This is a genomic window from Paenibacillus sp. MAHUQ-45 (assembly GCF_058133325.1).
On sequence record NZ_JBYUPV010000005.1, the window covers coordinates 323,746 to 346,359 of the forward strand.

Annotated in this window: 20 protein-coding genes; 13 read left to right on the forward strand and 7 right to left on the reverse strand. The window is 51.3% G+C overall.

Going from position 1 to position 22,614, the window contains the following annotated elements; all coding sequences use genetic code 11:
* Positions 1-5: 5 nt before the first annotated feature.
* The 9 genes from hemH (at position 6) to AC3Y23_RS14170 (ending at position 9,871) form a co-directional block, all read left to right on the forward strand.
* Positions 6-962, forward strand: coding sequence for a ferrochelatase (hemH, locus tag AC3Y23_RS14130; protein WP_379199888.1), 957 nt, complete (start codon positions 6-8; stop codon positions 960-962).
* On the forward strand, positions 959-2,386 hold the full coding sequence (hemG, locus tag AC3Y23_RS14135) for a protoporphyrinogen oxidase (protein WP_379199890.1): 1,428 nt from the start codon (positions 959-961) through the stop codon (positions 2,384-2,386). Before hemH ends, hemG begins: the two co-directional genes overlap by 4 nt.
* 377 nt (positions 2,387-2,763) lie before the next feature.
* The gene (locus AC3Y23_RS14140; protein ID WP_379199893.1) at positions 2,764-4,290 is read left to right on the forward strand and encodes a CapA family protein; all 1,527 of its coding nucleotides are present in this window, start codon (positions 2,764-2,766) and stop codon (positions 4,288-4,290) included.
* A gap of 84 nt (positions 4,291-4,374) precedes the next feature.
* A complete protein-coding gene (locus AC3Y23_RS14145) occupies positions 4,375-5,109 on the forward strand; it encodes a glycerophosphodiester phosphodiesterase (protein WP_379200004.1) in 735 nt (244 codons plus the stop codon).
* Positions 5,110-5,144: 35 nt separating this feature from the next.
* Complete coding sequence (locus AC3Y23_RS14150; protein WP_379199895.1) at positions 5,145-5,768, forward strand: fumarylacetoacetate hydrolase family protein; 624 nt, start codon at positions 5,145-5,147, stop codon at positions 5,766-5,768.
* 37 nt (positions 5,769-5,805) lie between these two features.
* Complete coding sequence (locus AC3Y23_RS14155; RefSeq protein WP_379199897.1) at positions 5,806-6,609, forward strand: DUF92 domain-containing protein; 804 nt, start codon at positions 5,806-5,808, stop codon at positions 6,607-6,609.
* A gap of 24 nt (positions 6,610-6,633) precedes the next feature.
* The gene (locus tag AC3Y23_RS14160) at positions 6,634-7,236 is read left to right on the forward strand and encodes a TetR/AcrR family transcriptional regulator (RefSeq protein WP_379199899.1); all 603 of its coding nucleotides are present in this window, start codon (positions 6,634-6,636) and stop codon (positions 7,234-7,236) included.
* Between the two features lie 128 nt (positions 7,237-7,364).
* Positions 7,365-9,311: an ABC-F family ATP-binding cassette domain-containing protein gene (locus AC3Y23_RS14165; protein ID WP_379199901.1), complete on the forward strand. Its 1,947-nt coding sequence runs from the start codon at positions 7,365-7,367 to the stop codon at positions 9,309-9,311.
* Between the two features lie 71 nt (positions 9,312-9,382).
* Entirely contained in the window at positions 9,383-9,871 is a 489-nt protein-coding gene (locus AC3Y23_RS14170) for a tetratricopeptide repeat protein (protein ID WP_379199903.1), read from the forward strand.
* A 731-nt stretch (positions 9,872-10,602) separates the two neighbouring features.
* On the opposite strand, the gene AC3Y23_RS14175 is transcribed toward AC3Y23_RS14170, so the two are convergent.
* From AC3Y23_RS14175 to AC3Y23_RS14200, 6 genes are all read right to left on the reverse strand, one after another.
* Positions 10,603-11,430: a hypothetical protein gene (locus AC3Y23_RS14175; RefSeq protein WP_379199905.1), complete on the reverse strand. Its 828-nt coding sequence runs from the start codon at positions 11,428-11,430 to the stop codon at positions 10,603-10,605.
* Positions 11,414-12,457 carry a M42 family metallopeptidase gene (locus tag AC3Y23_RS14180; protein WP_379199907.1) on the reverse strand — a complete coding sequence of 348 codons (1,044 nt, stop codon included), beginning with the start codon at positions 12,455-12,457 and terminating at the stop codon, positions 11,414-11,416. Before AC3Y23_RS14180 ends, AC3Y23_RS14175 begins: the two co-directional genes overlap by 17 nt.
* A 64-nt stretch (positions 12,458-12,521) precedes the next feature.
* Complete coding sequence (locus tag AC3Y23_RS14185; protein ID WP_379199909.1) at positions 12,522-12,842, reverse strand: LapA family protein; 321 nt, start codon at positions 12,840-12,842, stop codon at positions 12,522-12,524.
* Positions 12,843-12,927: 85 nt separating this feature from the next.
* Entirely contained in the window at positions 12,928-14,718 is a 1,791-nt protein-coding gene (pepF, locus tag AC3Y23_RS14190) for an oligoendopeptidase F (RefSeq protein ID WP_379200006.1), read from the reverse strand.
* A 213-nt stretch (positions 14,719-14,931) separates the two neighbouring features.
* Positions 14,932-15,102: a hypothetical protein gene (locus AC3Y23_RS14195; RefSeq protein ID WP_379199911.1), complete on the reverse strand. Its 171-nt coding sequence runs from the start codon at positions 15,100-15,102 to the stop codon at positions 14,932-14,934.
* A gap of 5 nt (positions 15,103-15,107) precedes the next feature.
* Complete coding sequence (locus AC3Y23_RS14200; RefSeq protein ID WP_379199913.1) at positions 15,108-15,341, reverse strand: hypothetical protein; 234 nt, start codon at positions 15,339-15,341, stop codon at positions 15,108-15,110.
* Positions 15,342-15,513: 172 nt separating this feature from the next.
* On the opposite strand from AC3Y23_RS14200, the gene AC3Y23_RS14205 reads away from it, so the two are divergent.
* On the forward strand, positions 15,514-15,711 hold the full coding sequence (locus tag AC3Y23_RS14205) for a cold shock domain-containing protein (RefSeq protein ID WP_019911834.1): 198 nt from the start codon (positions 15,514-15,516) through the stop codon (positions 15,709-15,711).
* Between the two features lie 314 nt (positions 15,712-16,025).
* Here the strand turns inward: AC3Y23_RS14205 and AC3Y23_RS14210 are convergent, their stop codons facing one another.
* Positions 16,026-17,318 (reverse strand): MFS transporter, encoded by a 1,293-nt coding sequence (locus AC3Y23_RS14210; RefSeq protein WP_379199915.1) that lies wholly within the window; start codon positions 17,316-17,318, stop codon positions 16,026-16,028.
* Between the two features lie 194 nt (positions 17,319-17,512).
* Here AC3Y23_RS14210 and AC3Y23_RS14215 point away from each other — a divergent pair, with 194 nt between their 5' ends.
* The 3 genes from AC3Y23_RS14215 (at position 17,513) to AC3Y23_RS14225 (ending at position 22,614) form a co-directional block, all read left to right on the forward strand.
* Positions 17,513-18,595: a tetraprenyl-beta-curcumene synthase family protein gene (locus tag AC3Y23_RS14215; protein WP_379199917.1), complete on the forward strand. Its 1,083-nt coding sequence runs from the start codon at positions 17,513-17,515 to the stop codon at positions 18,593-18,595.
* Between the two features lie 64 nt (positions 18,596-18,659).
* Positions 18,660-19,631, forward strand: a complete 972-nt coding sequence (pfkA, locus tag AC3Y23_RS14220) for a 6-phosphofructokinase (RefSeq protein WP_379199919.1) — start codon at positions 18,660-18,662, stop codon at positions 19,629-19,631.
* Positions 19,632-20,079: 448 nt separating this feature from the next.
* Complete coding sequence (locus AC3Y23_RS14225; protein ID WP_379199921.1) at positions 20,080-22,614, forward strand: CoA-disulfide reductase; 2,535 nt, start codon at positions 20,080-20,082, stop codon at positions 22,612-22,614.

A 22,614-nucleotide genomic window follows, 5' to 3' on the forward strand; every position in this document is an offset into this window, starting at 1 on the left:
AATCCGTGACAACAAAAATTGGTGTTCTGGTCATGTCGTACGGCACTCCTGAAAGCCTAGATAATGTTGAAGCCTACTATACGCATATTCGGCGCGGCAATGTGCCGTCAGCAGAGCAGCTCAAGGAGCTGAAGGATCGCTACGAAGCGATTGTAGGGGGTGTTTTTCCGCTGCGGGAGAACACAGATCGTCAGGTTGAGGCGCTTCAAGCGAAGTTGAATGCGGACAAGGGTGAACAGGACTATGAATTCGTCTGCTATCAAGGATTGAAGCATGCCCGCCCGTATATTGAAGATGGTGTGGAAGCAATGACGAAGGATGGGATTACACAAGCTGTGGGCATTGTGCTGGCACCCCATTACTCGGTGATGAGTGTAGGCACGTATATCAAACGGGCAGAGGCCAAAGCGAAGGAAAGTGGTATCAACATGTCCTTCGTGGAGAGCTACCATATGCATCCCGAACTGATTGATGTATTGAGCCGGAGAGTAACAGCCAAGCTGGATCAGTACGTGGAAGCAGGTGCGGCACGTGACGAAATTCGTGTCCTGTTCAGCGCTCATAGCTTGCCGGAACGCATACTGTCCATGGGGGATCCGTACCGTGACCAGTTGATGGAGACATCGAAGGCTATCGCGGACAAAGCAGGTGTAACTTCATGGCAATTCACATGGCAGAGTGCAGGGCGCACGGCCGAGCCTTGGCTGGGGCCGGATATCCTTGACACATTGCGTGATCTCAGCAAGGAACAGGTGGAATATGTGCTGTCCGCACCGATCGGCTTCGTCTCCGATCATCTGGAGGTGCTGTACGATCTTGATATCGAAGCCACGGCAATTGCCGCTGAGCTGGATATGCGCCTGATGCGTATTGAATCTCTGAACAGCGATCCGGCTTATATGTCTGTGCTAAGCGATGTTGTGCGAAGCCAGGTGGATCAAATGAAGGTGAGTCAGCCATGACCGGCTCCCCCAGGAAGATCGTAATTGTCGGCGGAGGCCTGAGCGGCCTCAGCGCCGCTTTTTACGTGCGGAAATACTATAAAGAAGCTGGTATTACCCCGGACATTACTGTGATAGAGAAAGACAAGACACTTGGTGGCAAGATCGAAACGCTGCACCGCGACGGCTTCGTAATTGAGAAAGGCCCGGATTCCTTCCTGGCCCGCAAGACGGCGATGAGCGACCTGGCGAAGGAGCTGGAGCTTGACCATGAACTGGTCACCACCAATCCCAATGCCAAGAAGACCTACATCTTGCAACGTGGTAAGCTTCATCCAATGCCGGCGGGTCTGGTGCTCGGTATTCCTACAGAGATTGGACCGTTTCTGAAAAGCGGGCTCGTATCTTTCGGCGGCAAGGCTCGGGCGATGCTGGACTTTATGCTCCCGCCGCGGCGTAGCAAGGAAGATGAATCGCTTGGTTCACTGATTGAGCGCCGTCTTGGCACAGAGGTGCTGGAGAATATGACCGAGCCTTTGCTGGCAGGAATCTATGCCGGAGATATGCGGAAAATCAGTCTCCAGGCGACGTTCCCGCAGTTCGGTGAGGTGGAACGTCAGTACGGCAGTCTGATCCGTGGGATGATTACCGGGCGCAAACCAGCCGAGACACATACAGGAACCAAGAAGAGTGCGTTCCTGACCTTCACCAAAGGGCTGCAAAGCCTGGTACATGGCCTGATTCATGAGTTGCATGATGTGGAGCAGCGCACGGAAGTTTCAGCGGCCTCCATTAAAGTTCATAAGGGGTCTGATCGGGCTCACCGTTATGAAATCGTACTGGATAACGGTGAGAGCCTGCAGGCGGATGATATATATGTGACGACACAAAATTTCGCTGCGGCAGAATTACTGCGTCCGCATGTCGATGTATCAGCACTGGATGCCGTAAACTATGTATCTGTTGCAAATGTGGTCATGGCATTCAATAAGGAAGATACCGTCGGCGAGTATGATGGCTCAGGCTTTCTTGTCCCTCGCAAGGAAGGTCGTAACATTACGGCTTGCACCTGGACCTCTTCAAAATGGCTGCATACCAGCCCTGATGACAAGGTTCTGCTGCGGTGCTACGTAGGACGTTCCGGAGATGAACAGAATGTGGAGCTTCCCGATGATGCTTTGGAAGGACTGGTGCGCAAGGATCTGCGCGAGATCATGGGCATTACCGCGAAACCTCTGTTTACGGAAATCACCCGTCTACGGCATTCCATGCCACAGTACCCGGTAGGCCATCCGGCTGCGATCGCCCGGCTCCGCAGTGATATGGCCGAGACGTTACCCGGGATTTACGCGTTCGGCGCAGGATATGATGGTATTGGCATGCCGGACTGTATCAAGCAGGCTAAGCTTATAGCCGAAGCCGCTGCGGGTGCTTTGAAGAAATGATTGGTTTGCCTGCCCAAGTAACAGCATTTTTGTATCTTATTTTCAAAAAAACGCTTAGTGGGTTATTGTGGAATATTCAAGGTACATTATTGTTCTAAATTTCCATCAACCCCTAGTAGCAGGGTGTTTAAGGTACAAAAATGTCGTTAATCAAACTTCGTAAATTGTTGGTATAACCTATATAGAATTTGGGAACGGTGAGGCGTACTTCTAACGCCTCACCGTTTTTTTGAACATTAATTAAGGCCCTATCTAAAAATCAGAGGTGAACATTAACGGGCGTTTAATTGGAGGAGCAATTCTACCATTTGCGGGGACAAGCCCGTGATATGATATAATAGAAACAATTTTAATCACAAAGGAGAACCATTGTACCCATGTATTCGCCGCGATCAAGCGCCAGACGCAAGGATAAACCGAACAGACGTCGTCGCAGAACCGTTTGGGCTTGGATTAATGTAAGTTTACTATTGATGATCACCGCCGCATTGACTTATGGTTTTACCAGCGAAAATGGTTATAGATCTTCCTATCCGCCTCCAGTGGCGCAGGCTACCGACTTGCCCTCCCCGGACCAGGCGGAGCAGGAGAGTGACCCACCCACCTCGGCGACCAACGAAGACGAAGTGGCAGTCACACCTGAAATAACGCCAACCCCCGAAGTAACGCCGACACCTGAAGCGACGGCAACACCTAAGGTAACGGCAACAGTGGCACCAACGGAGACCCCGATACCAAGCAACATCCCGGGAGACGGTGGAGGTGCTAAGAATAACCCAGGTACGAATGGAGAGCAGAATTCCGCAGGGAACAGTTCGGATAATACCTCTCCCACTGACACCGGAGGAAAGAACGGGACGGGTAGTAAGAGCCCCTCTGACAGCAAGACTGGAGATGTGCAGGGTAAAGACGGTAATTTTATCGCAGGACTGCCTGAAGGTCTGGCAGGGGAACGCACGGTTAAGCTGAGCTTTGCCGGAGATGTTATCTTCTCTGGAAAAGCGGGTGAACTGCTCAAGCAGAAAGGCTATGATTATTCGTATTCCGCGCTTGGCGGCATGTTCAAAAAAGATGATCTAACTGTGGTGAACCTTGAGACGCCGATCACGACCCGGGGAGTTGGCGCGCAGAATAAACAATTTGTGTTCAAGGGTGCGCCCGAGGCACTGGATGCTTTGAAGGCAGCTGGCATTGATGCTGTGAATCTGGCTAATAACCATACCTTGGATCAGGGACAGGAGGGCCTTAAAGACACACTGGCTCACCTGGATAAGAGAGGTATTCCACATGTCGGTGCAGGCCTCAATAGTAACGAAGCTTATAGCGCGCAATATTTTGAACGAAATGGAATCAAGATCGCGCTGCTCGGATTCACCCGAGTGATGCCAGTCATGAATTGGAAGGCGGGGCCGAGCACTCCGGGTGTCGCCTCCGTTTATGATAGTGCTGAGGGACTTCAAGCGATTGCCGCAGCCAAGAAGAAGGCAGATCTGGTGATTGTAGTTGTGCACTGGGGCAAGGAACGGGTGGATCAATACGACAGTGTTCAGCAGACGCTGGGCCGGAGCTTTATAGATGCAGGGGCGGATCTCGTCATTGGCGGGCATCCCCATGTGCTGCAGGGTATAGAGCCCTACAAAGGCAAATGGATCGCCTATAGTACGGGGAATTTCATTTTTACCAAAGGCTCCATTCCCACGACGTGGGAGACAGCGGTTTTTCAAGCCGAGTGTAATATCAAAGGGCAATGCTCGATGAAACTCAAACCGATGGACGCCGAGCTGGCCCGCCCTGTTCCAATGAATGATGTGGCTGGGGGAATTCTCTTGAAGCGGGTCGAGTCTTTGTCTTCCGGTCTTGTGCGGATTGATGCTAACGGTAATGTGACTCAGAAGAGAAAATAAATATTAAGCGTATAACTGAATAGATGCATAGAGAGCAGCCATGGGCAGGCTGTGAGCGGGCTAGGAGGGACCTTATACCTTATGATGAAGAACCCTTGTGTGGCGCACCGGGGATTTTCCGGCAAGGCACCGGAGAATACGCTGGCCGCCGTTCGTATGGCGCTTGAGCTTCCCTTTGTGCGCTGGATGGAGATCGATGTCCAGCTTTCACGGGACGGCGTGCCAGTGGTCATTCATGATTATACCCTGGACCGGACCACCAACGGTCACGGCAAGGTGAGGGAGATGACCTGGGAGAGTATTCGGCGGCTGGATGCTGGCGGCTGGAAAGGAAGGGCTTTTCGTGGTGAGAAGGTCCCTTCGCTCGATGAAGTGCTGACGCTGGTATCAGGCAAGATACACCTCAATATTGAGCTTAAAACCGTCAACGATTTGTACCCCGGTCTTGAGCAGGCGGTCATCGATCTGGTCAACGCCCGCAATATGCGGGATAAAGTTGTCCTGACTTCATTTGATCATGGGTCACTGCAGAGGATCAAGGCGCTGGACCCCCGTTTCAGCACAGGGCTGATCTATGATTCCAGGTCGGGTGACCCGGCTGCAAGGACGCAGGAGCTGCAATGTTCTTTCCTTTCGATCCGCTTTTCACGACTGAATCCACATATGGCCGGTCTGCTGGCAGAGCAAGGCATCAAGGTGATGGCCTGGACAGTGAATAAAGCACGGGACATGCGTCGCTTGGCGGCCATGCATTCTGATATAATGATTTGTACGAACCGTCCTGATCTATGGGGCGATACGTTTCTTGAAAGACAATAACTTTTATAATCGACGAGAAAGAGAGCTGACTATCTATGTGCGCGGCTATAAATAATCTGTATTGTGTTGGACGTAATTACCTGCTGCATGCAGAGGAACTGGGCAACAAGGTCCCGGCTGAGCCGCTGATCTTCCTGAAGCCCTCTCATGCGGCAGTTCCTCTTGATAGAGCTGTCATCGAACTTCCGAAGGATGCCGGACAGGTACATTTTGAAGGTGAGCTTGTCCTGCGCATCGCGCGTGACTATGTACCGGGAATGAGTGTGGAGGAACTGGTGGATGTGATGGCATTGGGACTGGACTTCACGCTACGTGATGTGCAGAGTGACCTGAAGCAGAAAGGTCTGCCTTGGACCGCAGCCAAGGGGTTCAAGAATTCGGCTCCGTTGACCCCGTATATTGCTTTTCCCGAGAAGGAGGAGCTGGAGAACACGGATTTTGTGATTTTGAAAAATAGTGTGGAAGTACAGCGCGGCAACGTGAAGGACATGATCTTCTCCCTTCAGAGAATCGTTGACTTTATTGCCGCCCGTTATGGGTTAGGTAAAAATGATCTTATCTTCACCGGAACTCCTGCGGGTGTAGGACCCGCGGTTACTGGTGATTCCTTCGAATTATACTGGGGGGAAAGGCTGCTCGGTACTTGCCTGATCGGCTAGTACGAGAAGCAACCCTATCGTGGCAGGAGTTGAAATCATGCAGCTTATAATCGGTGCCTGTGGCGCTCTGCTTGTCGCCGGAGCCGCTTATTGGAGACAGTCGCTGAGCCTCTCGGGTATGCTGGCGGCAGTGCTGATGGGTACGATTTATTTTGGAGCGGGCAACGCCTTCTGGTTTGGTATTCTGCTGTTGTTTTTCATTACCTCAAGCCTGCTGTCCAAGCTTAAGCATGACAACAAGGCCGAACTGGAAGAGACCTACGCCAAGACGGGACGCCGCGATGCCGGGCAGGTATTCGCCAATGGCGGGATCGGCATGCTGGTTGTGCTGCTAAACGCCTTGTACCCGCTGGAGCTGTGGAGCTTCCTGTTCATCGGCGTCATGGCTACCGTGACATCGGATACTTGGGCTACAGAGATCGGTACACTCAGCAAAAAGCAGCCACGTTCCGTGCTTACGGGCAAAGTGCTGCCTGCGGGTGCCTCTGGCGGAGTGTCGCTTCTGGGAACACTGGCGGCTGCTGCCGGGGGTGTCCTGATCGGCGTCGGCTCATGGCTGCTTCAGAAGAGTGCCGGAATGGCGGATCAAGCCTTCTGGACGCTGGTGCTAGCCGGGCTGCTGGGTGGACTCGCAGGTGCTTTTGCCGACTCGTTGCTCGGTGCAACCGTACAGCAGATGAATCGCTGCACAGTCTGTGGTCGTGAGGTAGAGAGTCCGCAGCACTGCGGTACTCCTGCTGTGCACGCTCGTGGCTGGCGCTGGATGACCAATGACGCTGTCAATGCCATCAGCTCGGCGGTCGGCGGGCTCGTGGCACTGCTGGTTGGACTAGCCTGGTGAAATACACAGTAGGGGGTGGACTGCATGGGCAGCGCATCCAATGATAAACATACGTCCATTCTCGATGCTGCTTACGAACTTTTCGGCTCAGCCGGTTTCTACGAAACGAAGATGTCGCAGATAGCGGAGCAGGCGGGGATTGCCAAAGGGACGATATATCTGTATTTCAAGAACAAGGAAGAGCTCTTCATGGCCGTTACGCAGCGTGACTGCGCAGGCTTTCTGGAGCAACTGGAAGAGAAGCTGGACGCCGAGAACAGCCTGACCGGCAAGCTGGCGGTTATAGCGGATCATCACTTGTTCTATTATTACGATCGCAAGCAGCACACGAAGTTATTCTTTTTGGCGCCTAATAATAACCCGGAGCTCGTAACGTACATGGCTCAATTTATGGAGCAGTACATGCAGGCAGTAATGAAGGTGCTGCTAGAAGGCGGGGCCATAGAGCCGGAGTTAATGGCGCAGTCCTATATCGGCATGCTGGACAGGCTGAAGATGGACATCCTGTTTCAACCGGATTTCACAGCTGACGATGCCCGCAAGCGGGCGCATTTTGCCGCGGGTTTGTTCATTAACGGGGCGATGGACACCCTACATATGCCGGAAGCGGAACGGCCGCCAGGCTGAGATACGTTAAGGACTGTAACGGCTGGAAAACATCGAGGTATCAGAAGATAAGGCCGTCCGGTCACCGGGCGGTTTTCTCCAGATTTCAATCAGCTTCAAATATAAACTAAGGCAAGCGAGGATAAAGCATGAATATTATGACCGTGGAGCATCTCTCCAAAAGCTATGGCGAAAAAACTCTGTTCAAAGACGCCTCATTCGGGATGGATGACAGAGATAAGATCGGTATTGTCGGCGTGAACGGTACGGGAAAATCGACCTTTCTGCGTATCATCGCCGGTCTGGATACACCGGATGAAGGACAAATTGCTATCGGTAACGATGTGCGGGTACAGTATTTGGCTCAAAATCCCCCTTATGAGCCAGGCAATACAGTTCTCCAGCAGGTCTTTGCCGGAGAGGACCCGGCGCTCCTTGCGACCCGCGAGTATATGGATGTAGTGGCGCAATTGGAGGTCAATCCTGGCAATACCGCGCTAGAGAGCAAGTTAGCCAAATTGGGCCAAGCTATTGACGCTGCGGATGCTTGGCATCTTGAAAGTGAAGCTAAGAGTGTCCTGACAAAACTTGGCATCACCCGCTTCGATGCGCTTATGGAGAATCTGTCCGGCGGACAGCGCAAGCGTGTGGCCCTTGCTGCGGCGCTAATCACGCCGTCAGAGCTGCTCATTCTGGATGAGCCGACCAACCATATCGATACGGACTCTGTGGCCTGGCTGGAGCAGTATCTGCAGAAACGGCGCGGAGCACTGCTCATGATTACGCATGACCGGTACTTCCTGGACCGGGTAGCCAGCGTCATGCTGGAGCTGGATGGTGGACGACTATTCCGCTATGAAGCGAATTACTCCCGCTTCCTGGAGCTGAAGGCTGATCGTGAAGAGCGTGAGGCGTCGGAGGAGCAGAAACGTAAAAATCTACTGCGTACAGAGCTGGCCTGGATTCGCCGCGGAGCGAAGGCGCGTACTACGAAGCAGAAGGCCAGAATTGACCGCTTCGAGAAGCTCAAGGAAGCTACTGGAAATGCATCAAGTAGTACACTTGACCTGTCCGTAGCTTCGACCCGACTGGGGCGTAAAATCATTGAAATTCAAGAGCTGTCCAAATCACTGGACGGACGGCAGCTGATTAGCGATTTGACTTATATCGCTGTACCACAGGATCGGGTGGGGATTGTCGGGCCGAACGGCAGCGGCAAGTCCACGCTGCTGAACCTGATCGCCGGGAAATTACAGCCGGACAGCGGTGAAGTTCAATTGGGCGCTACAGTGAAGCTCGGCTATTTCACCCAAGAGCATCAGGATATGGATCCCAGCCTACGAGCTATCGAGTATGTGAAGGAAGAGGCCGAAGTGGTCCGCACAGCAGACGGCAGCGTCATTACAGCCTCGCAGATGATGGAACGCTTCCTGTTCCCTCCGGCAGCGCAGTGGACGCCGATCTCCAAGCTGTCCGGTGGAGAGAAGAGACGCCTATATCTTCTCCGCGTCTTGATGGGAGCTCCGAATGTGCTGCTGCTAGACGAGCCGACCAATGATCTCGATATTGGTACACTGGCGGTTCTGGAAGATTATCTGGATGAATTCCCAGGTGTTGTCTTCACAGTATCCCATGACCGTTACTTCCTGGACCGGACTATCGACAAACTGATCGCTTTTGAGAATGGCAAGATCCGAATTCATGTCGGTGACTATAGTGAGTATGAAGAGTGGCTGGCCAAGAATATTGCTCCGGGCAGTGGGACAGGGAGCAAAGGCGATACTGCTGCCGGTGGTGCCAAACGCAGTGCACCGCAAGCATCCGCAGCAGATACCCCAGCACCGCCTCAAGCCAAGGAGAAACTTAAATTCACCTTCAAGGAGCAACGTGAGTTTGAAGGTATTGACGAGCAGATTGAGCTGGCAGAGCAGCACTTGGCTGACATCAGTGTGAAGATGGAAGCGGCGTTTGCTGACTCCGTGCTTCTGCAAGAGTTGGTGGAAAAGCAACGCCAGGGTGAAGCCGAATTGGAGCGTCTAATGGAACGCTGGACTTACCTCAACGAGCTGGCAGAGAAGATTGCCGGCAAAGCTTAACGTTGCAAGCAAAGCTTAATATGTAAGCTTCATCCTATAACAGGCCATGTAATTTGAAAGGATGAGGGCTAGTGGTAGAGGGGATCATAGAAGCCGCTGTGGCCCTCAGGGGTTCCGGGCAGGCAGAGCAGGCTAGGACGCTGCTGTTAGAGCAGCTTGAAGGCCACCCGCAGCATGCCAGGCTGCATTATCAGCTGGCCTGGACACACGATGTGCTGGGCCTGGAACGGGCGGCAGTGCCTTATTACGAGACAAGCCTGGCGCTTGGCCTCCCGCCAGAGGATCAGGCGGGTGCGCTGCTTGGGCTGGGAAGCACCTACAGAACGCTCGGCGAATACGAGCGTGCCAAGGCCATTTTGGCCCAAGGTATGGCCGAATTCCCGGATCGTCGGGAGTTCCCGGTATTCTACGCGATGGCGCTGCATAATCTGGGGGCACATAGCGATGCGATGCGTATTCTGCTGGAACAGCTCGCGGCCACCTCGGTTGACGAAGGAATCCGCAGCTACAGTAAGGCTATTGCCTTTTATGCCGATAAGCTGGAACAAACCTGGGATTGAGAATTCGAAGACTAGTGAATTTGAATACAAGTGAATTCGAGACTCTAGTTTCCGTAGACTAGAGAATCCGAGGATAAAATTAGTACACAGCATAAAGAAGCTGACGCCGGTGACGGACGTCAGCTTCTTTGGTTTACTTGAAGGTTCTCATTCAGTGAGGAGGCTCCGCGGTGCTTTTTTTAACTTTTTAATCGAATGATGTGAAAGGTGGATTCACACAGAAAAGCAGGCGTTATTCTTCGAAGTCAGGGTTTTAGGACGCAAACCTCCCATTCCCTTCACCAGTCGTTTTAACAGTGAAAAAGAGGGTCGGTCTCCCCAAGTAACGGCATTTTTGCACCTTATTTTTATAAAAAAGAGGAAAATTAGGAAAATAAGAGCATTATCGTAGCTTATTTTCCGAAAAAGCACGCTGAACGGGGTGTTCTGGAAGATTTAAGGTACCATATTGCACTTAATTCTCGCTAACCCCTAGTTGCAGAGTATTTAGGGTACAAAAATGCTGTTAATTTCACTTCGGGAATCCTTATGACGTGTGTGTATCCATATGGAGAGTGGCGTTGTCTTGTTGAATCCTTATTAGAGACTCTTCTTTTCTCGGCCATGTTTGTTCTTTAAATGTGTTCTTTAAAATGTGCTCTTTAAAATGTGCTCTTTAGATACGTTCTTCAGATACGCTCATAAAATCTACTCTTGAAATACACCCGTTAAACCTATTCTACATAGATTCCCTATTCTCGTGATACGGCGATCATTTGCACGACCTGACGTTGATCACCAGTCAAGACGGCCTCGTCGGCATTCATCTGTGATGAGCCGTCCCCGTCGAGAAAGATGCCTTCCCGGCCTTCGCCCGGTACGCTCTCCAGGATAGCTACCCGGAACTCCTCGGCCGTACAGAGAGTCGGGGTAACGATCAGCCACAACCCTCCGGCTTTGTTATAGACCATGCCCGAGCGCATCCGCTGTTCATCGGCATACGGCAAATGTTCGTTTTCCGCCGTCACCGCCCAAAGGTCGTCATGCTCCAGATTCATACTGATGCCGCCCTGGGCAAAATAATGATTGCGGTCGCTGACCACCAGTTCATCGCCAGTGGATACCACCTGGACTGAGAACTGGCGCTTCGCGCCGTCCCAGACCAAGGTACCACGGGCATACTTGGCATTGAACCAGCCCGAGCCGTAAGCATGTCTGGCACCGCTGACTGGATTATCATTCATAATGGCAATCGATAACAGATCTTTGCCATAGAAGAACCCGCCGTTGATTCCATAGGCGGCAATCTGCCGCAGTGGCACGCCAGCGGTACGGAGAATTACACGATCAGGGGAGAGGGACATCATGTGCAAAGCTACCTTGCCTGAACTTTCGGTCTCCCGGTACGAGTAGGAGTGCGGGAGGCCGTTAAAGACCTCTCGTTTCTCCTCTTTGACTAGGAAGATCCAGGTGATAGCTATCAGAGCAAGCGTTAATGTAAGGACGGTAATAAACAGCCGGGGTCGACGTTTCCATAACCGTTCCTCACGGACGACAAGGTTCTCAGTTGGCTCCGACATAAGCAGCAAGAAGCTTCGTCGTATTCAAGACAGCCTGCTTATGTGTACGTTCCATGGAGTGAGAAGCATGTACGCCCGGACCGATCAGGGCTGCACGGATATTGTTGCCGCCTCTCAATGCGGCGGAGGCGTCAGAGCCATACATCGGGTAGATGTCTACGGCATAAGGGATCTCCAGCGCTTGTGACAGCTCGATCAAGCGCCCGGTCATAGCATAATCGTAAGGGCCGGACGAATCCTTGGCACAGATGGAGACATCCGTCTCCTTGCAGCTCAGGTCATCGCCCATGGCGCCCATATCTACAGCGATCATCTCGTTGATCTCGCCAGGGATCCATGAGGCACCGTGACCGACCTCTTCATAATTGGAGATCAAGAGGGAGAGATTATGCAGGGGCTTCCAGCCCTCGCGTTTGATGCTTTCCAGCAGGCCAAACAGCGCGGCTACGCTGGCTTTGTCATCGAGGTGACGGGACTTGATATAACCGCTAGGCGTAATCACCGCACGGGCATCAAAGGAAATAAAATCCCCCACGGAGATGCCGAGCTTAAGCACATCGTCCTTGGAAGAGACCAGTTCGTCAATCCGGACCTCCATGTTCTCTTCCTGGCGTTTGAAGTCGCGCGCATCGGCATAGACGTGGACGGAAGGGTGGCTCGTCAAGATCGTGCCCGTATAGGTCTTGCCGCTGCGGGTGTGAATAATACAGTATTCATTCTCGATACTACTCATGGTAAAGCCGCCTACGGAAGTCAGGCGCAGGGTACCGTTGGCTTTAATGGAACGGACCATCGCGCCAAGGGTGTCCACATGGGCGCTGATGCCTACCGTACGGGAAGGATCGAGGCCCGGGACGGTCAACACCACGCCGCCTTTCTCGTTCCAGGACAACGGGATATCCAGCGCAGCTGCCTCTTCGGCTACAAGGTTCATAACCTCAGCGGTGAAACCGCTAGGGCTGGGAGTGTCGAGTAATTTTTTCAGAAAGGATAGAATGTATTCTTCATTAGGTTGAATTGTAAGCATGGATTAAAGCCTCCTGTTCATGGAAAATAGGGCCCCGGCTGAAGCCGATACCCCTATGTATGTATTACAACTTAGTAGCACTGTCTGTTGACAGGCTCTCATCGTTTAGCGAAAAGCCGTCCAGTGATGTGCTACTCTCACGCAGCTTGGCCAATTCGGCGGTCAACTGTTTGATCTGCTTCTGCAGTTTGTACTGGCGGAAAATGCCGTAGGACCCGACGATAATCCCGCCGATCAGGGCGCAGCCCAGAATGACAAGGATCAGTGGCATGCTGACAACAGTGAAGAAGAAATTGACCTGTACCGGATCGACATTAATCACCGCAAAAACTGCGGTAAGCAGCGCGAAGATCAGACCCGCGATCAGTGACCATTGTAATTTCATGAGGGTGTTCCTCCTTAAAGGGTTACAGTATAAATCCCCTGCCCGCGACCGGACAAGGGATTAACTTTATACTAAACGTTCTTTTTTACTTGGTCAACTGTTCCATCTGCTCGATCACGCTTTCGAATACGCTCATAGCTTCACGGATCGGTGCAGGGGAGGACATGTCAACTCCGGCTTTGGACAGAATGTTGATAGAGTAATCGCTGCCCCCGCTCTTCAGGAAGCCGAGGTAACGATCCACCGCCGGTTTGCCCTCTTCGAGGATCTGCTTTGCAAAGCTGGTGGCTGCCGAGAAGCCTGTGGCATATTTGTACACATAGAAGCTGTTGTAGAAATGGGGAATACGGGCCCATTCCATCTCGATATCCTTGTCAACAACCATGTCCTTGCCATAGTATTTCACGTTCAGGTCATAGTAGATGGCGGACAGATCCTGCGGAGTCAGGGACTCGCCGGCCTCAGCACGCTCATGCACAATCTTCTCGAATTCGGCGAACATCGTCTGTCGGAATACGGTCGTACGGAACTGGTCGGCATAATAGGTGAGCAGGTACATTTTTTCCTTCGGATCGGTGGACTTATGAAGCAAATAATCCATCAGCAGCGCTTCGTTGGTAGTGGAAGCAACCTCCGCCAGGAAAATCGTGTACTGTGCATCACGATACTTCAGCGCATTGTCCGAATAGTAGGAATGAAGGGCGTGACCCATCTCATGCGCCAGCGTGAACATACTGTTCAGGTTGTCGTTATGGTTCAGCAGCACGTAAGGGTGAGTGCCGTAAGCTCCCCAGCTGTATGCACCTGTACGTTTGTTCTCATTCTCATAGACATCGATCCAGCCATTGTCATAGCCTTCCTGCAGCACCTTCAGATAGTCCTCGCCGAGCGGCTTAAGGCCTTCCTTAGTGATCTTCTTAGCTTCATCGAAGGTGATGTCCAGCTTGTATTCGTCCACGAGCGGAGCGAACAGATCATACATATGTAGCTCGTCAACCCCAAGCAGCTTCTGGCGCAGCTTCATATAGCGGTGCATCAGCGGCAGGCTCTCATGGATTGTATCGATCAGGTTGGTGTATACCTCTTTTTGGATATTATCTCCGTAGAGCGACATTTCCAGTACTGAAGGATATTTGCGCACGCGGGAGTAGAACACATTCTTGTTCACATTGGCACTCAGCGTGGCTGCAATTGTATTCTTCTGTTTGGCGTAAGTCTCATACACGGCTTTAAAAGCATTTTTGCGAACCTCACGGTCCGGGCTTTCCAAGAACTTAATGTAGCTGCCATGCGTTAGTTCTACTTCCTTGCCGGTCTCGTCCTTAATCTTCGGGAACTTAAGATCGGCGTTGTTCAGCATACCAAAAATGTTCTGCGGTGCCTGGGACAGGTTCCCCACTTGGGCCAGCAGTGCCTCCTCGGCTTTGCTGAGAATATGCGCTTTCTGGCGCTTCATCTCCGTGAGTGTGAAGGTGTAATCAGACAACTCGGAATCAGCGATGAACTGATCGAGCTTCTCGACTGGCAAGGCTAGAATTTCCGGTGTGATAAAAGAAAGTGCCTCTCCGGCTTCTACGCTAAGCTTCTTTGCTTTTTGGGAAAGGGCTTGATAGACCGGATCTGCTGTGTCTTCATCCTGACGCATATGTGCATAGACATAGAGCCGTTCAGTGAGTAAGGAGACCTTGTCATCCAGTTCGAAGCAGTCCTTCAGTGCTCCGGCAGTGCCCAGCTTGCCCTGAAAGTCGGCAGCCTTTTTAAGGAGATCTTTGGTTTCAGTGTAAGCGTCATCCCAATCTTTCTGCGAAGCAAACATATCTTCAAGCTTCCAGCGGTTCTCCGCAGGCACTTCACTTCTTTTTGGTAATTGTTCCATGGAAATCCTCCTCGAATGATGGGATGATGCAGGTGTTGATTCCTGCGGCAGCATGGCGGATGATAGATCACCCGGCACAATAGAGAGCGCAAGCAGTAACGAGAGCGTATGGGGCCATACAGGCAAGGGCGGAAGCCTCCTTATAATAAAAGGTGTTCCTAATATGCCCTGCCGGACCATGATTATGTAATCTCCGCGTCGCTTATGCGCAGGTTATGCTAGAAAGCTGTAAACAATGAAGACAAAAGCTAGAAGAATCATAATGGCGGCTGTCAGGGCCATCCCCCGCTTCAATCGTTGCGGGATCCGGTCCCTGGACATAATCAGCACGGCACCGAGACATAGAACAACGATTGTATAAATCGTGAGATTCTCTGTGTTCATCCGCGTTATACCTGCTTGAAAGCTTCCATAATTTTCTTATACTCTTCTTCGTTGTCTTTGTAGGATTCTTTGTTGAAGCGGTTGTTCACCCATTGCATCATGGCCGGACGGCTCATAAAGGTATGGGTTTCCTCACCCCATTGATCGGAAATTTCCCGAAGAATAATATAGCGGCCTTGTACCTCGACCGTCATCATGTTCCATTTGTCTGTTTTGTATATTTCGTGTTTTTTGATCATATTCATTACCACCCTGGCGATTTTTGGCTTTTGGGTCAATGATAACGCAATGGGGAAGGGAAAAGCAAATTAATTCAGGGATCCGGGGGAAAGACGGATTGCACTGGACAATAAAATGGAGTATAATGTAAGCATACGCCATATATGGCGCTATTTTTAGGAGGTTGTTCATTTGAAAGGTACAGTAAAATGGTTTAACGCAGAAAAAGGTTACGGTTTTCTTCAAGTAGAAGGCGGCGAAGATGTATTCGTTCACTTCTCAGCAATCCAAGGCGACGGTTTCAAGACTTTGGATGAAGGTCAAGCTGTTGAGTTTGACATCACTGATGGCAACCGTGGTCCACAAGCAGCTAACGTAGTAAAACTATAAGAATCGGATCTGACAGCCCGGCTGTCTGCTGAGAAATATATATCTATTTGGCTAGCTCTTGTAAAAGTGGTAACCAACGAATTACACAACACACAGTTCTTTCGGGAACTGTGTTTTTTTGTTATATCTCATGACAAGTAGAAACGGCATTGCCGTCTGCTAAGCGTCGGTATCCGTTTCAGCGAGAAATATAAGGATAATTTATAGCGTAGAACATATAAATTTTTATATTTTGACAAAAACCCTGAGCCTCTCCATGGAAAGACACAGGGTATAATTGTTATCGTAATATGTTCCTTATAAGGAATGCACATTTACAGCGTAGAATTCTCAGCAGGAGTGGTTGCTGTTGGCTGGGATTCCTGTGCTTGCACAGCCTGCTTCTTGTGGGAAGCACGCGATGCGAACCTCGGGGTGAAGGCCAGCAGGTATTTTACCAAAAACCCTCCAAATGCAAGGATCGAGAAGAGTGCTGCTACCATATAGAAGGTGGAGCGCCCGGCATTTTCATAGATGATCCCACCGAAGGTTCCACTCAGCAGTCCGGAAGCACTCGACCAAACGATGGTGAAGAGCGCCATGCCTGTGGCACGCAGATGATCGGGGATCATCCGTGTAATGTAACGAACCGAGGTGACATAAAAAACACCAAAAGTCACACTGTGCATGGCCTGTACGAACACCATCGCCCATGGAGTATGGACGTAGGACATGAGCAGGAAGCGCAGGGCGTACATGAGGCTGGCAAAGACGAGCAGAGGTAGCTCCTTGAAGCGCTCTCCATATTTGCTAAGAAGAAAGAACACCGGAATTTCACTTAACGCGGAAGCGAGCAGCGCCCAACCGATAATCTCTTCGCCAGCCCCGAGCTGTTTTAGGCTAATCGTCAGAAAAGCTTCGTTCATTCGATGTCCCAGGGCAAGTATAAAGACGATGCCGAAGAATGATAACACTTCTTTTTGCAGCAAAATTTCCTTCAATCCACTGCCTTTGCTACTCTTCTGGCTCTTCTCAGGCTTGTTCTTCAGCGTCGCCGGGTCCCTTTTAGCATCCTTTAAGGGTATGGTGATCAACAGGGCAGCAATTACTATTGCGATACAGACAGCCATGCTCCAGGAGGAGCCTATCGCTCGGAGTACGTAGCCTACTGTCAATGCGAAAAAGGCATAGCCGAGAGAACCGAATACCCGAATCGTAATGAAATTTCGTCCATAACGGGCAGCGGTTTTGATAGCCATCGTATCTGCGAGTGGAAAAACAGGGTAATAGAAGAAATAGAAAAGGGATAAAATAATCATAACCGATGAAAATTCAGTTGCCCTCGCCAAAAGAAGTGCCAGAACGAGCTGACCTGCCAGCAGGATGACCATTATCTTCTTGATGGTGCCCAGCCGGTCGCTGATCATGCTCCAGAACAGATTGGAGAGAATTGAAATAAGCGGTCCGAGAGAGTACAGGTATCCTACCTGCGAACTGCTAAAGCCCAGATGGGTATAGAATAATGGGAAATAAGATACAACCAGTACACTGGTGCCAAAAACCGTAAACATAAAGGATCGCAGCCAGTTCTGATCGCTGGAACTGCTGCCGGTCCGTTCTGGGAACATGATGTTTTGCACTCCTCCGAATATCAAATACGCATAGTATAGCACAAAGGAAGGAAGCCATGTTTACGAAAATGGTAGTATTTCTGAATCTTGCAAGGATTTGCGAAAGTGATTTTGTTGTTTGTACAAATACGGTGATCATATTATAATAATGATGATTTGGATAAGGAGACAACAATGTGGAGGCACTGTCATTGAATGAATTTGAGCAAGGCCGTTACCTAAGCCCCAAAGGTCCTATAGGACTTATGAAGAGGGTCTACAAGTACGTGCTGCCGGAAGTGAGGTCATGCCTCGGCTTTTGGCGTCAAGATGCGGAAGGGATTCCCGATCCCGAGCTCCGGAAGCAAGCGCTAGCCAGCATTGAAACCAAACAGTTTCACTGCGAGGGCGGCGGTATTTATGCTGCCGGTAATTTATCGATGAGACATATACTTATTCCGCTTATTGTTGCTTATCAAACGATCAGCGATTATCTGGACAACTTATGTGACCGTAGCACCTCGCTGGATCCTGCCGATTTCAGGCTGCTGCATCAGTCGATGCTGGATGCCATCAATCCTGAGGCGGAGCTTGTCAATTATTATGCGCTTCGTACCGAGCAGAATGATGGCGGTTATCTGCACAGACTGGTCCGCAAATGCCAGGAGATGATTTCCCAACTGCCGGGCTATGCGGCTGCGGCGGATGAGATTGCCGACTTGGCTAAATTGTATACGGACCTGCAGGTGTACAAGCACATCCGCCCAGAACTCAGGGAAGCTGCCCTGAAGGAATGGTGGGAGGAACATGGAAGCCGCGCCCCTCATTTGTATTGGAATGAGTTTGCTGCTGCTACAGGATCTACCCTGGGAGTGTTTATGCTTTTTCTGTCCTCATGTGATCCCAAGCTGAGCAAGGCACAGTCGGCGTCCATTCGTGCCGCGTATTTCCCGAATGTGTGCGGTCTGCACATTATGCTGGATTACCTCATCGATCAGGATGAAGACAGGGCCGGCGGTGATCTCAATTTCTGCAATTATTATGACGACACTGATACCATGTTGAATCGGATCGCTTCCATTGTGGAGTGGGCCCGCAAGGATGTCCGGAATCTTCCCGAGACCTCGATGCATCGCATGGTCATCGAAGGTTTGCTGGCATTGTATTTATCCGATCCGAAAGTTAGCGAACAGCGGGAAGTTCGCTCAGTATCGAAACGGCTGATGAAGGGAAGCCCGCTGACGAGGATTTTCTTCTTCGTGAACAGCCGCTGGATACGCAAGCACATGTATTAGCACTGTTGTGGAGCAGTTTTCTAGGGCGAGGCGGCTCCGCACAATTTTAAGGAGGAACATCAGAATGTCAACAGTTAAAAAAATCGCAGTCTTGACCAGTGGCGGGGATTCCCAAGGAATGAACGCTGCGGTCCGCGCAGTTGTGCGCAGCGCACTTTATTTCGGTATTGAAGTGTTCGGTATTCAACGTGGATACCAAGGACTTCTGAACCGGGACATCTTCCCAATGGATCTGCGCAGCGTCGGCGATATCATCCAGCGTGGAGGTACCATCCTGCAGTCGGCCAGATGTCTGGAGTTTGTGAAGCCGGAAGGCCAGCAGAAGGGTGCGGACATCCTTAACGAGATGGGGATTGACGGTTTGGTGGTTATTGGTGGCGATGGTTCATATCATGGCGCCAACAAGCTGAGCAAGCTTGGGATCAAGACAATGGCTCTGCCAGGAACCATCGACAATGATATTTCTTACACAGACTACACCATTGGTTTTGACACTGCAGTAGGTGTAGTTGTGGATGCCATCAATAAGCTCCGCGATACAATGTCCTCGCACGAGCGTTCTTCTGTCGTTGAAGTTATGGGTCGTCACTGCGGCGATATCGCGCTGCATGCGGGTCTTGCTTCCGGTGCGGAGACCATTCTTGTTCCTGAAATGCCTTATGATCTTAATGAAGTCGCTGATCGTATGCGCGATAACTTTGTTAATGGTAAGAGACACAGTATTGTGATCGTAGCTGAAGGCGTTGGCAAGGGCGAAGATGTTGCTCAGGCACTGAAGGACCGTCACTCTTCCTTGGATGCACGTGTTACTGTGCTTGGACATATTCAACGCGGCGGAACACCGACACCGGCAGACCGCAACCTGGCCAGCCGTCTCGGTGACTTCGCTGTGCGCAAGCTGATGGAAGGCGAATCCGGTAAAGCATGCGGTATCATTAAAGGTGAACTTGTTCTGACTGACATTGACACCGTGGTTAATAGCAAGAAGGACTTCAACGTTGAGTTGTACGAACTGGCTTCCCGTCTTTCCCAGTAAGAACGGCAATGATTGTGTACTGGAATTATGTAGTTTATGAGCCCTGCGGCGGACCGCAGGGCTTTTTATGTTGGAAGGTGACGGCACGGGGCTCTGACCAGTCCACCATGCCGTGCGCTATGCTGGAAGGTGCGGGCACCAGGCTCTGACCAGTCCACCACGCCATGCGCTATGTTGGAAGGTAGGTGCGGGCACCGGCTCTAAGCAGTCTACCATGCTGTGCGATATGCTGGAAGGTGCAGGCACCAGGCTCTGACCAGTCCACCATGCCGTGCGATATGTGCACAGTTATGTGCACAGCGGTTCAGCGCAACGTGTACTAGGGGATTGCGGGCGTTGCGAGCGATCTACGGTGTGGACGCTTGAAGGTGATTGGATTTCTATAGTTGACAATATACCCCCGCCCGTATAATATATACCCCATAGGGTATATTGAGGAGGGTGAAATATGAGTAGAAAGATTATAATCATTGGCGGCGTGGCTGGAGGGGCTTCCGCAGCGGCAAGGCTGCGGCGTTTGAATGAGGAAGATGAAATTATTATGTTCGAGCGGGGAGAGCATGTTTCTTTTGCCAACTGTGGACTGCCTTATTACATTGGGGGCAGCATCAATTCCCGGGAGAAATTATTCCTGCAGACTCCCAAGGGGATTAAAGACCGTTTCAACATTGATGTACGCGTGCTGACAGAGGTGACGGCAATAGATCGTGATCAGAAGCTTATTCGCTTCCGCAACACACTCACGGGTGAAGAAGGAACGCAGACCTATGATCTCGTGGTGCTATCGCCGGGTGCAAGGCCAATAATGCCAGAGATTCCGGGGATCGAAAGTGCAGCCAACGTGTTCACGCTAAGAAATGTTCCGGATACAGATAGGATTAAAGGCTTTGTTGATGAGCGTCACCCTAAACATGCGACCGTTATCGGCGGCGGATTTATAGGACTGGAAATGGCCGAGAATCTGCGCGAACGTGGACTGGAGGTCACAATTCTTGACCTAGGGGAGCAACTTCTGAATCCGCTCGATCCTGAAATGGCGATCCTTGTGGAGCAGCACATGACTCTTAATGGGGTGGACATTCGGCTGAAGGAAGGCGTGAAGGAATTCAAGTCCGCGGGCCGTGAGCTGCTCTTGACCTCCGGAGAATCGATACACACGGACATGGTAATTATGGCGATCGGAGTGAGTCCAGAGAATGATTTGGCCCAGTCCTGCGGGCTTGAGCTTGGCTTCCGTGGGGCGGTCAAGGTGAATGCCCAGCTTCAAACCAGCGATCCTGCCATCTATGCAGTGGGCGATGCCATAGAGGTCAAAGACCGGAATCATGGATTCGCCACGATGGTGTCACTCGCTTGGGGGGCGAATCGCCAAGGAAGACTGGTGGCTGATCATATCAATGGTAGGCCCATTGCCTATGAGGGGGCGCTTGGAACGGCAATCATCAAAACCTTTGCACTGACAGCAGCTTCGACTGGTAACAACGAGAAAACGCTGCGCCGGCTTAACGTTCCTTATAAGGCGGTTCATCTTCACCCGAACTCCCATGCAGGATATTACCCTGGAGGCTCGCCGATCTCAATGAAGCTGTTGTTCAATCCTGAGACGGGTGAAATCTATGGCGCACAAGCAGTCGGAGCGGATGGAGTGGATAAAAGAATTGACGTCATCGCCACAGCCATTCGCGGCAAGCTGGATGTGCAGGAGCTGGCCGATATAGAGCTGGCGTATGCGCCGCCTTACTCTTCGGCTAAAGACCCTGTCAATATGGCTGGTTATATCGCCTCCAATCTGATGGATGGGCTGGTAGATACGCTGCAATGGTATGAGGTGGATGCTTTTCACCATGACGGCGGGTTGATCATTGATGTCAGAGATGGTGCTGAACTGCTCGCAGGGACTATTCCAGGTTCCATGCATATTCCTCTTGGTGAGCTACGAGGCCGGTTGGCTGAGATTCCGCGCGAACAGGAAATTGCGGTTTCTTGTCAGGTTGGACTGCGCGGATATATCGCGGCACGGCTGTTAAGTCAACATGGCTATCGCATTCGTAATGTGGATGGGGGCTATAAAACTTATGCTTCCATGCTGCGAGCTCAGCGGTTGCCCCAATCCCCAGGGGGAGGCGGTGGCTCATCTCTCAGAGGTTCGGCTCAAGGAAAGAGTGAACAGCCAGAGTCCGAACATCCCAGACCTGAAGCCCCCTCAGAGGTTCCAGTAACCCATAATTCAATAGGAACGAATGCGCAGTTGACCTTGTTGGATACTTGCGGATTGCAATGTCCGGGGCCTATACTCAAGGTATACGAGACGGTACAGTCACTGGAAGAAGGCGGACAGCTAGAGGTTACCTCAACAGACTTTGGCTTTGCAGCAGATATTGAGCAGTGGTGCCACAAAACGGGCAATACACTGGAAGCGCTGGATGTGTCTCAGGGTAAGGTAACTGCGGTACTGCGCAAAGGTCAGGATAAACCACAGTGTTCAGCGATCCCGGGGGGACAGCCTGCAGATAAGCAGGGTTCGACCATGGTCGTGTTCAGCGGTGATTTGGACAAAGCTATCGCCTCTTTCATTATTGCAACCGGAGCCGTGGCGATGGGTAAGCAAGTGACGATGTTCTTTACCTTCTGGGGCTTAAACATTTTGCGGAAAATACAAGCACCCGCGGTTGAGAAGAACGGCATGGAGCGAATGTTCGGACTTATGATGCCACAGGGCAGTAAATCCCTGCCGCTGTCCAAGATGAATATGGGCGGGCTGGGACCGAAGATGATCCGCCATGCGATGGAACAGAAGAATGTAGACTCCTTAGAACAGCTGATGCAGGGAGCCATGAACGCAGGAGTGCGGATGATTGCTTGCACGATGAGCATGGATATTATGGGGATCAAGAAAGAAGAGCTGCTGGACGGTGTGGATTTTGGAGGTGTAGCCAGTTATCTCGGTGCTGCCGACGATGCAGGCGTTAACTTGTTTATTTAA

Coding starts and splice junctions, on each gene's coding strand:
- hemG (WP_379199890.1), top strand. CDS start 959: ATGACCGGCTCCCCCAGGAAGATCGTAATTGTCGGCGGAGGCCTGAGC.
- AC3Y23_RS14140 (WP_379199893.1), top strand. CDS start 2,764: ATGTATTCGCCGCGATCAAGCGCCAGACGCAAGGATAAACCGAACAGA.
- AC3Y23_RS14145 (WP_379200004.1), top strand. CDS start 4,375: ATGAAGAACCCTTGTGTGGCGCACCGGGGATTTTCCGGCAAGGCACCG.
- AC3Y23_RS14150 (WP_379199895.1), top strand. CDS start 5,145: ATGTGCGCGGCTATAAATAATCTGTATTGTGTTGGACGTAATTACCTG.
- AC3Y23_RS14155 (WP_379199897.1), top strand. CDS start 5,806: ATGCAGCTTATAATCGGTGCCTGTGGCGCTCTGCTTGTCGCCGGAGCC.
- AC3Y23_RS14160 (WP_379199899.1), top strand. CDS start 6,634: ATGGGCAGCGCATCCAATGATAAACATACGTCCATTCTCGATGCTGCT.
- AC3Y23_RS14165 (WP_379199901.1), top strand. CDS start 7,365: ATGAATATTATGACCGTGGAGCATCTCTCCAAAAGCTATGGCGAAAAA.
- AC3Y23_RS14175 (WP_379199905.1), bottom strand. CDS start 11,430: ATGTCGGAGCCAACTGAGAACCTTGTCGTCCGTGAGGAACGGTTATGG.
- AC3Y23_RS14180 (WP_379199907.1), bottom strand. CDS start 12,457: ATGCTTACAATTCAACCTAATGAAGAATACATTCTATCCTTTCTGAAA.
- AC3Y23_RS14185 (WP_379199909.1), bottom strand. CDS start 12,842: ATGAAATTACAATGGTCACTGATCGCGGGTCTGATCTTCGCGCTGCTT.
- pepF (WP_379200006.1), bottom strand. CDS start 14,718: ATGGAACAATTACCAAAAAGAAGTGAAGTGCCTGCGGAGAACCGCTGG.
- AC3Y23_RS14195 (WP_379199911.1), bottom strand. CDS start 15,102: ATGAACACAGAGAATCTCACGATTTATACAATCGTTGTTCTATGTCTC.
- AC3Y23_RS14200 (WP_379199913.1), bottom strand. CDS start 15,341: ATGATCAAAAAACACGAAATATACAAAACAGACAAATGGAACATGATG.
- AC3Y23_RS14210 (WP_379199915.1), bottom strand. CDS start 17,318: ATGTTCCCAGAACGGACCGGCAGCAGTTCCAGCGATCAGAACTGGCTG.
- pfkA (WP_379199919.1), top strand. CDS start 18,660: ATGTCAACAGTTAAAAAAATCGCAGTCTTGACCAGTGGCGGGGATTCC.
- AC3Y23_RS14225 (WP_379199921.1), top strand. CDS start 20,080: ATGAGTAGAAAGATTATAATCATTGGCGGCGTGGCTGGAGGGGCTTCC.